Here is a 12,603-nt window from a genome sequence, read left to right as displayed (position 1 = left end):
GGATGAACAAGAATTCTTCATAATATGCTTTATCACTTAAAAGCGTTTAAATGTTAAAGTTTTTGGTGACAATATCAATTTTATCGTTTATAATAACAACTAATTAAAGAAAATGTACCATACTTCCTTTGAATGATAAAGAGAACATTATATATTCACGATCATAGTATTCTGAATTTATAATAAATAATATTCAAGGTCAGGTGTGTTAAGAGTACACTATGTATTTCGAAAGGATGAGAGAGATGAGTAATGCAGAACTAGAAGCATTAAGAGAAAGAGCAGACGAGATTAACTTACAAATCCTAAAGCTAATTAATGAGCGAGGAAGTGTAGTTCAGGAGATTGGTAAAGCGAAAGAATCACAAGGTGTTAACCGTTATGATCCTGTACGCGAGCGCAAAATGTTAAATAGCATTTTAGAATATAACGATGGGCCGTTTGAGAATTCAACTTTGCAGCATATTTTTAAAGAAATCTTCAAAGCTGGTTTAGAATTGCAAGAAGATGACCATAGCAAAGCGTTACTTGTATCACGTAAGAAAAAGGCAGAAAATACAATTGTAGAAGTAAATGGTGTGAAAATTGGTGATGGAAATCAAACGTTTATCGTTGGTCCATGTGCAGTTGAAAGCTATGAGCAAGTTGCTGCGGTTGCTGAACAGGCAGTTAAAAAGGGTATTAAAATTCTTCGTGGCGGTGCATTCAAACCACGTACAAGTCCATATGATTTCCAAGGTCTTGGACTAGAAGGTTTGAAAATTTTGAGAAGAGTTGGAGATGAATACGGCTTAGCAATCATAAGTGAAATCGTTAATCCAGCTGATATAGAACTTGCATTAGATTATGTCGATGTTATTCAAATCGGTGCTCGTAACATGCAAAACTTTGAATTATTAAAAGCAGCTGGCGCTGTTCGTAAACCTGTTCTACTTAAACGTGGAATAGCTGCTACCATTGATGAATTCATTAATGCGGCTGAATACATTATTTCACAAGGTAATGATCAAATTATTCTTTGTGAACGTGGTATTCGTACGTATGAGCGTGCGACTAGAAATACATTAGATATTTCTGCTGTGCCAATTTTAAAACAAGAAACACACCTACCGGTATTTGTTGATGTAACTCATTCAACTGGTAGAAGAGATTTATTAATTCCAACAGCTAAGGCAGCTTTAGCAATTGGTTCTGATGGTGTAATGGCAGAAGTTCACCCAGATCCAGCAGTAGCACTTTCTGATTCTGCTCAACAAATGGATTTTGATCAATTTGATCAATTCATGACAGAATTAAAACCTTTACTTAAAGTGAATGCATAAGATAAAATAATATTACTTAAATAAGTAGAGATTGACTCTAGCAATATCTACGGCTATATAAAGGGATTTTTAGTTGGAATTCTTTTATATAGTTCGTATCGTATATTGCTGAAGGAGCCAATCTCTTATTTAGTTTCTTTTTTTATTCATAAATGTTATATTTTAAGGTAAAAATATCTATAAGTAATTTTAAAAGGCTCTTATTAAATTTAGTTTTGAATAAGAGTATGTAAAAGTGGACCAAAATAAAGTTGGTAACATTCGTTTTATGTGAATAAAAGAACAAATTGTGTCCATACCTTAAAAAAACAGCTTAAATAGATTGCAGACGTTTTCAGAGTATCGTATGATTATTTACATAGAACGTGTTTAAATGTGATTATTCGACAAGTATAAACAAAATTCTACAAACGGATATGTAATAAAAAGAGTTGAACGTATTTAAATAAGTGTTTCGAAAGTAATGAAGGAGTGTTTCAAAATGACAAGTGTAACAATTTATGATGTTGCTCGTGAGGCGAATGTTTCAATGGCAACTGTCTCTAGGGTAGTTAATGGTAATCCCAATGTTAAACCTACTACTAGAAAAAAGGTTTTAGAAGCAATTGAGAGATTAGGTTATCGACCTAATGCAGTAGCTAGAGGTCTTGCAAGTAAAAAAACAACTACTGTTGGAGTGATTATTCCCGATATTTCTAGTATCTTTTATTCGGAACTTGCTCGTGGAATTGAAGACATCGCAACGATGTATAAATACAACATTATTTTAAGTAACTCAGATCAAAATAAGGATAAAGAATTGCACTTGTTAAATACAATGCTTGGTAAACAAGTAGATGGTATTGTCTTTATGAGTGGAAATGTAACAGAGGAACTTGTTGAACAATTTAAACGTTCACCAGTGCCAATTGTCTTAGCTGCATCTATAGATTTAACAAATACAACACCTTCTGTAAATATCAATTATGAGCAAGCAGCCTATGATGTTATTGCCTCATTGATAGAGAAGGGACACAAAAGAATAGCATATGTTGAAGGGCCTGCTGAAGAGCCTGTGAATCGCTTGAAAAAATCTGTTGGATATAGACGTGCATTAGAAGATGCTGGGATTGCCTTTGATGAAACATTAGTTGTTGAAGGGGATTATACGTATGATTCAGGTATTGAAGCATTTGAAAAGATTGATGAACTTTCTGAAAAACCAACAGCTATTTTTGTCGGTACAGATGAAATGGCATTAGGAGTTATTCATGGTGCTCAAGATCGTAACTATACAATTCCTGATGATTTTGAAATTGTTGGCTTTGATAATACACGACTCGCAACTATGGTGCGTCCACAATTAACTACAGTGGTTCAGCCAACATACGATATTGGTGCTGTAGCAATGCGCTTATTAACGAAATATATGAATAAAGAAGAAGTCGATGATCATAATGTTGAACTTCCTCACCGAATTGAATACAGACAATCAACGAAAGAATTATAAAAAAGTAAAACGAGCTAATAAGTGTTAGCTCGTTTTTTTGTTGTTTTGGAAACTATTGACGAATTGAATAAAGAGCTTTTGTGACAGTTAATGCATTTTTTTCCTCAATTTCTGACTTTCGAGGAATAGGTTTATATAAATCTTCGGTATCAAACCAGGAATCAGGAAGTTTAAATGGTGCTTGATTTTGCCACTTATTAATCCATGTTTTTGGAATTGTAGTAGGCGTATTTAGCTGATTCATCTCAAGCCATATTAAGCTCCATGCTCTAGGCACTACACGCCATATATCATAACCTCCGCCTCCAACAGCAATCCAACGTCCTTCACAATACTTATGTGCAATTTCATGGGCTAATTTTGGAATTTGATGATAAATTTCCATCGTTGTCGATAAATGAGTTAATGGATCAAGATAGTGTGCATCAGTTCCATTTTGGGTTAAGATTATATCTGGCTTAAAAAATGCGGCTACTTCTTCAATAGAAGTACCGTAAGCATTGAGCCAAGATTCGTCCTCTGTAAAAGCGTCTAATGGTATATTAAAGGAATAACCATACCCTTTATCAATCCCGCGCTCTGTAACACTTCCAGTGCCTGGAAATAGGTATCTACCGGTTTCGTGAATAGAAAGAGTACAAACATTTGGATCATCATAGAAGGTCCACTGGACACCATCACCGTGATGGGCGTCCGTATCAATATATAATACTTTTGCACCATACTTTTCTTGTATATATTTAATAGCAACAGAGCTATCGTTATAAATACAAAAACCTGATGCCTTTCCACGAAATCCATGATGAAGACCTCCTCCTAAATTAGCGGCATGTAGTGCTTTACCTTCCATTACATGATCGACGGCTGTTAAGGTCGCACCAACTAGAAGTGAACTTGCTTCATGCATATTAGCAAAAATCGGAGTATCTTCAGTACCAATTCCAAAGTTTTGTGCTTCAATAGTATCTAACTTTCCTTGACCAGCTAATTGAACAGCCTGAATATACTTTTTATCATGGACAAGTGCAAGTTCATCTTCAGTGGCAAATCGTGGTGTGACTACATTAGTTTGGTTAATCGCTTTCATCTCTTTTAACAAATCGTAAGTCAGTTCAACTCGTAATTGGTTAAAAGGATGTTCATTATGGAATTTATATTGTTGGAAATCAGGTGTATAGATAAAAACACTGTCTAATGCCGTCATCTGTCATTCCCCAATGCACTTGGCCAGAGGACATCGTATCCCTCAGCTTGTAAATCATGAATAATAATGGTGAGATTCATTGTTTGTACTCGAAATACAAGGATTTTTGATTGAACGTCAGAATGGGGATAAACCAACACACTCGATATATTTACCTTTCGTTTATGAAAAATTGATGATACCTCAGCTAATTGACCAGCAATATTGGGCACTTTAACCTCAATATGTGAGGCAGGTTGATCAGCACCAGTAAGCTGTACGAATGTGTGTAATAGATCTGTCTCTGTAATCAACCCTACCAGTTTTTTTCCCTGTAGAATAGGCAAACATCCTATTTGATTTTCAATCATAGTAGCCGCTAATTCCTCTACAAAATCGAGAGGGTGACCAGTTATCACATTAGTAGACATAATACTTTTAATTGGCTTTGCTAAAAGGTCTTCGTTTAAATCAAGCTGGAAAAGAGAGGGGCTTGCGTCCTTTACATCACGTTCTGTAATGATCCCTACTACTATATGATTTTCTTCTACAATTGGAATATGGCGGATTCTATTCTTTTTCATTGTTTCTAAAGCATTTCTGATAGTATCTTCAGATCCTAAAGTGATCACGTCATTTTTCATCATTTGTCTAACGATCATCTTGTTGCCTCCTTAATTAATGAAACTTTTATAAGTAGGATCATTCTTAACGGATGTTTCTAACATATTCTATTTCTTCGTAGATAGGCCATATATTGCTAATTTACTAGATAAGATTATTCCAATATGTAAGTGAGACAACTAATGGTCATTGGATATTTCCTAAGTGAATGTATATTTTTTAACCTAATTATTATGTAGTAATAGAGTTTTAGATAAAAGTTGTTTTCGCAAAGATAGTTGTTTTTCGTAATAACTACTTCTTTACATATTAGCAAGTTTGATAGCAATAAATTTTTAGAAAAGAACCTAATACATAAATCGATTTTTAAAACGTAGTTGGTCAAATTTTTCGATCGATGGAGGGTTAATCCGTTTGCCTATTCTAGCCATAAGGCAGTTAGCTGGATGGGAACTTATCTCAGGTTCATCGGTTGCATACCATTCTAATCCACCAATATTCATCATCTTCTCCATTATTTTTCTATAATCCCATACATTTAGTCCAGAACCTTTAAGATCCCAGTGCCAATAATATTCGGTTGTAATGATTATGTAATCTTCCATCGCATCATCCATCATTGATACTTTTAATAAATTTTTACCAACTGAACAACCGCGGAATTCATGTGCTACTTCAATAGCGCCTAGTTCAATTAATTCTTCCATATTTCCCTCAGACCATCTTTCTAATGGATCTGGATAGAGATAGGTAACATAACCAACAATCATATCATGCACTCTTGCAATGATAATTCTTCCTTCAGGTAAGCCTGCAATTTCAATTAATGCCTTTTGTTGCTTATCAGGCTGTCGAAATGCCACTAATCCATCATGGAAATCATAGCTTTCAAGCTCTTCTGGGGAAATAGGTCCTTCGATTAGGATGCAACCACTAGGTGTATGAATTTCTTTTGCGTGGTATGTCTTAGCGTGTTTCAATCATGTCACCGCCTATTATATTGTAGAAAGAAAATTAGGTTACAGTAAATAAAGTAACGTACATTCTTTCTCGTTGTAAAAGAATTAAAATGTGTTACTATCGGTATGAGTCGCTTATACTGATAGAATTCAATGCATATTTGATAGTCTATATTCTATTATACAAGAATATTTACAAAATCAAGCGTTTACATTATGATTAACTAGTATTATATTTCAAAAATTGTGAAAAATGAAGTATTGTAATATAATAGAATTGAAAAATCTTACATAAGGGGGATTTTAAGATGAAATTGGAAGCGTTGCCATCAATTGAAGGGGATTTTAATTTACAAGACTATGATACTGCCTATGGAACTTTTAATTGGACTGAGGTTGAAAAGAATTTTACTTGGTCTGTAACAGGTCGTGTGAACGCTGCTTATGAAGCAATTGATAAACATGCAGATACCTTCCGTAAGAATAAAATTGCCTTACATTATCGAGATCCTGAACGTGAAGAGAAGTATACTTATAAAGATATGAAGGAACGATCAAATCAAGCTGCAAATGTGTTAAAGGGGTCTGCAGATGTTAAAAAAGGAGACCGTTTATTTGTTTTTATGCCTAGAACACCAGAATTGTATTTTGTCATTTTAGGAGCTATAAAACTAGGAGCGATAGTGGGACCTTTGTTCGAAGCATTTATGGAAGGTGCAGTAAAAGATCGTTTAGCTGATAGTGAGGCAAAAGTGATTGTAACAACTCCTGAATTATTAAATCGAATTCCTGTAAATGAATTGCCTTTATTGAAGCATATTGTCGTTGTTGGAGATACTGTTGATTCTAATGAAAATATAGACTTTTTATCTGAAATGAAAACAGCTAGTAAGAATGTTGATATTGAATGGGTTGAGAAAACTGATGGACTACTACTCCATTATACTTCTGGGTCAACTGGAAAACCAAAGGGTGTTCTTCATGTTCATCAGGCAATGGTGCAACACTATCAAACTGCACAATGGGTATTAGATTTAAAAGAAGAAGATGTCTATTGGTGTACAGCTGATCCTGGATGGGTAACAGGGACAGTTTATGGTATCTTTGGACCTTGGCTATCTGGTGCTACAAATGTTATTGTTGGAGGCCGTTTTAGTCCTGATACTTGGTACCAAACAATTGAAGATTACGGTGTTACTGTTTGGTATAGTGCCCCAACGGCATTTAGGATGTTAATGGGAGCTGGGGATGAGCTTGTTAAACAATATGATACTAGTTCACTTAGACATGTATTAAGTGTTGGAGAACCATTAAATCCAGAAGTTGTCCGCTGGGGTGCAAAGGTATTTAATAATCGTATTCATGACACGTGGTGGATGACAGAAACAGGTGCCCAATTAATCTGTAATTATCCATGTATGGAAATTAAACCTGGATCGATGGGGAAGCCGATTCCTGGAGTAGAAGCAGCGATTGTCGATGATCAAGGAAATGAATTACCTCCTTACCGAATGGGGAACTTAGCAATTAAAAAGGGTTGGCCGTCGATGATGCATACAATCTGGAACAACAAGGAAAAGTATGAATCGTACTTTATGCCTGGAGATTGGTATGTATCAGGAGATTCAGCTTATATGGATGAAGAGGGCTATTTTTGGTTTCAAGGTAGAATTGATGATGTAATTATGACATCAGGTGAGCGCGTAGGTCCCTTTGAAGTGGAAAGTAAACTATTAGAGCATCCAGCAATCACAGAAGCAGGCGTTATTGGTAAACCCGACCCTGTAAGAGGGGAAATCATTAAAGCGTTTGTTGCCCTTCGTGAAGGGTTTGAAGCGACTGATGAATTGAAGGAGGAAATTAGGACATTCGTTAAGAAGGGATTAGCGGCCCATGCTGCACCACGAGAAATAGAATTCCGCGATAAGCTACCGAAAACACGTAGTGGTAAAATCATGAGACGTGTGCTTAAAGCCTGGGAACTAGACTTACCAACGGGTGATCTGTCAACAATGGAGGATTAACAGCGTTTTCTTCCTATAGATAATAAAAAAGACCAGAGACTTTCTTAGGTAAAAGGAGATCTCTGGTCTTTTATGAGGTTTTTCTAAAAAATTGGTGCTTGAGCTTATGGTACTTGGGTTTTTATTGTCATAGTAAATTCGAGTGGGAAACTATCCTAGAAAAACTACATCTACTATTAATTTCCTTATATGAAGGGTAATAAAAAAAGGAATCGGTAAATTCCGATTCCTAAAATAAAGTCTATTTTTATGAACCTCTATGTTATGTTGCTTCTGTTGGAGGCTTAGATCCTGTAGCTGGTGTTGTAGGTGTAGCAGGTGTAGCAGGCTTATTATCATCATTCGGTGTTGGAATTTTTTCCTGACTTTGCTCTGGTGCTTTTTTCGCTTCTACATCAGTTGCAACAGGTTTAGTATCCGCGTATTCTCCCACTTTGATAATTGAAGATGCTGGTGATTCTTTCCCTGCAACATCAACTGCAACAATATAATAAGCAGCAGGCGTAGTACCAACGTTTACAGCTAGAGTACTGGATGAATGAACACTTGCTACCTTTTTAAAGTTAGTAGAATGATTTGCAGCTGCATATACCCGATAACCAATGACATCATTATCTGAATTACCACTCCAACTTATTCTTGAACCGCTTGCTGACACTCCACCTACCTGTCTAGGATTCGAACCGTTATCAGCAATTTCTTTACCTTCTGTTACGACAAGATTTCCGAACTTCGAAGTGTTTGGTAATAATCGTTTTAAGTCCGAAACACTGCTAATACCATGTTTATCAAGTATACTCTTCTTTAACATAACTCCTTGTTGAACAAACTCAGAAGGAGCTGAAGATGGAACTTGATATGCTTGATCTTTAACGACTATATATTTTCCTTGTGTAAGACTATCATCAACTTTCGTCGGTACATATTTCACATTGAAAAGATCTGATGCGACTAAACCAGCACTCTGACAAAGTTTAGATGGAAGCTCACCTGTTAAGGCACAATATGATCTTGATACGATCCCATCTGGCATTTGAAAACGAGTCTTCGGTGCAAGTAACTCTGGTTCAACATCATGTGCAGCATTCATTAATTTAGCCCATAGTAAAATATTTCGCTTGCTATAGGACATACCTTTGTAATTAATTTCTAATGATTTTGGTGTGTCATAGCCAATCCATGTACCAAAGGTCACATTTGGATTGGTTGCGACAAACCATGCATCATTATAGTCTTGGCCTGTACCAGTTTTCCCAGCCCAATCTGCATGAAAGGAGAGATAACCATTTAAGGAGCCAGCAGTACCGCTTCTAATAACATCACGCATCATATCAATTGTTAAATAAGCAGTTTGCGCTGAAAATACATCTGTTTCTGTCTTCTCATGCTGGAAAATGGTTTCTCCGTTACTTGTCTCAATTTTTTCAATCATGTATCCATCAATGAATTTCCCGTTATTTGCAAATGTTGTATATGCATTTACATTTTCTTCGACTGTTACACCTTTTGTCATTGCACCTAAGCTTAAGGATTCAATCACAAAGTCTTTTTCATGAAGAGTTGTAAAACCCATTTTGTCTAGATAGGAAGCCGGTCTTTGATCAATAATACTCATATATGTTTTGACCGCGGGAATATTATAAGAATGTTTTAATGCGTTTCTAGCACTTGTCAAACCGTGATAGGCCCCACCATAATTTTTAGGACTCCAACCAGGAATTGAATATGGGACGTCTGCAATAACAGAACCAGGCTGTATTTTACCAAGTTCCATAGCAGCAGCATATACAACTAATGGCTTCATAGTAGAACCATTCGGTCGTTCAGCATTAGTTGCATGATTAGTGCTTTCACGATCAAAGTCGCGTCCACCTACAAAACTAATAATTTTCCCTGTGCTATTTTCGATTAAAACCCCACCGACTTCAACAGGTTCTTTAACTATTTTCTTTTCACCTGTTTCAGGATCTGTGTCCTCTTCGTTTTTATCACTTCCATAATATTGATAATCGGCAACGACATCCCGCATTTTGTCATAAATGCCTTTATTAATGGTTGTATGGATTCTATAGCCATTATGTCTAATATCATTATCAGCTATATTGTAGTACTGATTATAAAGTTCATTGTCTTTCTTAAGGTCATCTTCTGTATACCCATCATTTTTAGCGAGATGAACCATAACGATCTCCTTAGCACGATGTTCAACCTCGTATGTCAAATATGGGTATTGATCGACTGGAGTCGGTTTTTTTGATGTAAGGTTTGCTCGAATATCGTACGCTAAGGCATCCTTATACTCGCTCTCTGTAATATAGCCACCAGTATGCATACGATTTAATACTGTTTTCATCCTGTTAATTCCTGGATTAAGGTTTTCCTTAATAGCTCCACCGTCGTTAGAGAATGGAGTGTAACCAAATGGGCTCTGTGGCAAACCAGCAATAAAGGCAGATTGTGGAATATTTAAGTCTTTTGCTTCAACTCCAAATATACCCTTAGCAGCAGATTGGACACCAGCAATATTTCGTCCATTTGAATTACGACCAAAATCAGTCGCATTTAAATAGGCCTCAATAATTTCATCCTTTTCAAAGAACCTTTCTAAGCGTAATGCGAGAAGGATTTCTTTTGCCTTTCGGTCAAATGACACCTCATTTGTTAATATTTGATTTTTGATCAATTGCTGTGTAAGAGTACTACCACCTGTTTGAACGGCAGCATTCGTGAACTCTTGGAAAATAGCACGCATAATTGCCTTCGGAACAACACCTTCATGCTCGTAGAATAATTCATCCTCTGTTGCGATCACAGCATTTACTAAGTGCTTTGAAACATCTGCTAATTTAATTTCTTCACGATCAATATCGGCATTTAATTTGCCTAAATACACATTTTTCGAAAAGTAAACCTCAGATGATTCTTCGTAATTATATATATCACTTTTCATTACTTCATATGAACGAATTGGTTCGTCCTTAACTAATGAAGCGAAGTATCCAGCACCTAGTCCTCCAGCAAAGCATACACCAAAGAGGCCAATGACGAAGAATAATAATAGCAGATTTCCAATAACGTTATAAGAAATATGAAAACCTCTTACCATATCTTTGTTAAAAGGTGAGAAGCGCCTCGGTTTTTGGTCCTTTTTCTTCATACTCAATCCCCCCGAATCTAATATATTATACCACAGCGATCTGCAATTTTTGTATGATTTTGCAATTCAATCTCTATACTATTGACTTCTATTCAATTGTATGGTTAAAATTCATATAACAATATTATATTTGAAATTGCTAAGATTGGATTTAGTAGTGGAGGTCTCCCTGTTTTAGAGAGCTGATGATTGGTGAAAATCAGTATATAGATCCTTCATGAATTACGTCTATGAGCATCTTCTTTGAAAGGATTTTTTAAGGGATCTGTGTAGAGGAGGACGGTTTAACCGTTATATAACCGAGTGAGGATTAATTATGTATAATCCTAAGTAGGGTGGTACCGCGAATATTTCGCCCCTTCAGAGATGAAGGGGCTTTTTGTTGTTTTTTAGTCTTTTTCTTGAGATTCTTTGTCTTTGATTTTTAGGTAAATACTATGTCAATAGGTAGAGAAGGAATAAGAATATAGGAACAACAAACAATGAACAAAAGATATATCATCTAATATCATTTTAAAGGAGAAAGATTATGAGTGAATTACTTAACGAATTACAATTTAGAGATTTAATAAATCAAATAACAGATGAGGAGGGTTTATCTAAGCTATTAGTAGAAGATAAAATTAAACTTTATGCAGGATTTGATCCAACAGCAGACAGCTTACATATTGGTCATTTACTACCTATTTTAACACTTAAACGTTTTCAACTACATGGTCACCATCCAATTGCTCTTGTTGGAGGAGCGACTGGCTTGATTGGAGATCCAAGTGGTAAAAAGGACGAACGTACCTTAAATACAGCGGATATCGTGCAAGATTGGTCTGATCGAATAAAAGGTCAATTATCAAAATTCTTAAATTTTGAATCTGAAGTCAACCCAGCAATTATTGAAAATAACTATAATTGGATTGGGAACATTGATGTGATAACCTTCCTACGTGATGTTGGGAAAAATTTCGGTATTAATTATATGCTAGCGAAAGATTCAGTTAAGGCTCGTATTGAGTCTGGAATTTCTTTTACAGAGTTCAGTTACATGATTTTACAGTCCTTTGATTTCTTAAAACTATACCAAAACAATAATTGCAAATTACAAATTGGTGGTAGTGATCAATGGGGAAATATTACTTCAGGATTAGAATTAATTCGTAAATCTGAAGAAAACTCAAAGGCATTCGGACTAACGATTCCACTCGTTACAAAAGCGGATGGTACAAAGTTTGGAAAAACAGAAGGAGGAGCCATTTGGTTAGATGCTGAGAAAACTTCCCCTTATGAGTTCTACCAGTTTTGGATTAACACCGATGACCGTGATGTTATGAAATACTTGAAGTACTTTACATTCCTTTCCAAACAGGAAATTCAGCAATTTGAAGAGGAAATAAAAAATGCTCCTGAAAAACGTCTTGCCCAAAAGGCTTTAGCAGAAGAAGTAACAAAGCTTGTACATGGAGAAGAATCTTTACGACAAGCGATTAATATTTCTGCTGCGCTTTTTAGTGGAGATATTAAAAAGTTAACTGGTAATGAAATTTTAGAAGGATTTAAAGATGTTCCTTCTACGAAAATAACTGATAGTCGTATTGGATTAGTCAATTTACTGATAGAAGCAAAGATCTCGCCTTCAAAAAGACAGGCTCGTGAAGATATTACAAATGGAGCAATTTATATTAATGGAGAACGTAATCAGGATTTAGAGAAAGTTATTTCTGATGAGGATAAAATTGATGGGAAGTTTATTGTTATTAGAAGAGGAAAGAAGAAGTACTTCTTAATTCGCTTTGCTTAATCGTTATAGAGAAGCTATTGATTAACTAGCATAAGAACTATAGCTATTTAGAA

The 12,603-nt window shown here is 35.5% G+C and carries 8 protein-coding genes and 1 other annotated feature; of the genes, 4 read left to right on the top strand and 4 right to left on the bottom strand.

Annotation, left to right across the window (positions count from 1 at the left end):
- Positions 1-245: 245 nt before the first annotated feature.
- Both AC6CHR_RS05285 and ccpA read left to right on the top strand, forming a co-directional pair.
- Entirely contained in the window at positions 246-1,322 is a 1,077-nt protein-coding gene (locus tag AC6CHR_RS05285) for a bifunctional 3-deoxy-7-phosphoheptulonate synthase/chorismate mutase (RefSeq protein WP_498247473.1), read from the top strand.
- A 481-nt stretch (positions 1,323-1,803) separates the two neighbouring features.
- Positions 1,804-2,811: a catabolite control protein A gene (gene ccpA, locus AC6CHR_RS05280; RefSeq protein WP_498247472.1), complete on the top strand. Its 1,008-nt coding sequence runs from the start codon at positions 1,804-1,806 to the stop codon at positions 2,809-2,811.
- A 52-nt stretch (positions 2,812-2,863) separates the two neighbouring features.
- On the opposite strand, the gene AC6CHR_RS05275 is transcribed toward ccpA, so the two are convergent.
- From AC6CHR_RS05275 to AC6CHR_RS05265, 3 genes are all read right to left on the bottom strand, one after another.
- Positions 2,864-4,015 (bottom strand): acetoin utilization protein AcuC, encoded by a 1,152-nt coding sequence (locus AC6CHR_RS05275; protein ID WP_498247471.1) that lies wholly within the window; start codon positions 4,013-4,015, stop codon positions 2,864-2,866.
- Entirely contained in the window at positions 4,012-4,656 is a 645-nt protein-coding gene (locus tag AC6CHR_RS05270; RefSeq protein WP_498247470.1) for an acetoin utilization AcuB family protein, read from the bottom strand. The genes AC6CHR_RS05275 and AC6CHR_RS05270 overlap by 4 nt, the downstream gene beginning before the upstream one ends.
- A 309-nt stretch (positions 4,657-4,965) precedes the next feature.
- Positions 4,966-5,598 (bottom strand): GNAT family N-acetyltransferase, encoded by a 633-nt coding sequence (locus AC6CHR_RS05265; RefSeq protein WP_498247469.1) that lies wholly within the window; start codon positions 5,596-5,598, stop codon positions 4,966-4,968.
- 287 nt (positions 5,599-5,885) lie between these two features.
- On the opposite strand from AC6CHR_RS05265, the gene acsA reads away from it, so the two are divergent.
- Positions 5,886-7,601 (top strand): acetate--CoA ligase, encoded by a 1,716-nt coding sequence (acsA, locus tag AC6CHR_RS05260; RefSeq protein WP_498247468.1) that lies wholly within the window; start codon positions 5,886-5,888, stop codon positions 7,599-7,601.
- Positions 7,602-7,863: 262 nt separating this feature from the next.
- Here the strand turns inward: acsA and AC6CHR_RS05255 are convergent, their stop codons facing one another.
- Complete coding sequence (locus AC6CHR_RS05255) at positions 7,864-10,758, bottom strand: transglycosylase domain-containing protein (RefSeq protein WP_498247467.1); 2,895 nt, start codon at positions 10,756-10,758, stop codon at positions 7,864-7,866.
- Between the two features lie 132 nt (positions 10,759-10,890).
- Positions 10,891-11,121: a binding site (T-box leader), on the top strand.
- Between the two features lie 166 nt (positions 11,122-11,287).
- Here AC6CHR_RS05255 and tyrS point away from each other — a divergent pair.
- On the top strand, positions 11,288-12,550 hold the full coding sequence (tyrS, locus tag AC6CHR_RS05250) for a tyrosine--tRNA ligase (protein WP_498247466.1): 1,263 nt from the start codon (positions 11,288-11,290) through the stop codon (positions 12,548-12,550).
- The last annotated feature ends 53 nt before the right edge of the window (positions 12,551-12,603 follow it).

It is taken from the genome of Metabacillus sp. GQ13 (assembly GCF_059758525.1).
This window is presented reverse-complemented; position numbering and strand designations above follow the sequence as displayed.

Bases quoted from the DNA above. Each gene is read 5' to 3' on its own strand.
- AC6CHR_RS05285 (WP_498247473.1), top strand. From the start codon at position 246: ATGAGTAATGCAGAACTAGAAGCATTAAGAGAAAGAGCAGACGAGATT.
- ccpA (WP_498247472.1), top strand. From the start codon at position 1,804: ATGACAAGTGTAACAATTTATGATGTTGCTCGTGAGGCGAATGTTTCA.
- AC6CHR_RS05275 (WP_498247471.1), bottom strand. From the start codon at position 4,015: ATGACGGCATTAGACAGTGTTTTTATCTATACACCTGATTTCCAACAA.
- AC6CHR_RS05270 (WP_498247470.1), bottom strand. From the start codon at position 4,656: ATGATCGTTAGACAAATGATGAAAAATGACGTGATCACTTTAGGATCT.
- acsA (WP_498247468.1), top strand. From the start codon at position 5,886: ATGAAATTGGAAGCGTTGCCATCAATTGAAGGGGATTTTAATTTACAA.
- AC6CHR_RS05255 (WP_498247467.1), bottom strand. From the start codon at position 10,758: ATGAAGAAAAAGGACCAAAAACCGAGGCGCTTCTCACCTTTTAACAAA.
- tyrS (WP_498247466.1), top strand. From the start codon at position 11,288: ATGAGTGAATTACTTAACGAATTACAATTTAGAGATTTAATAAATCAA.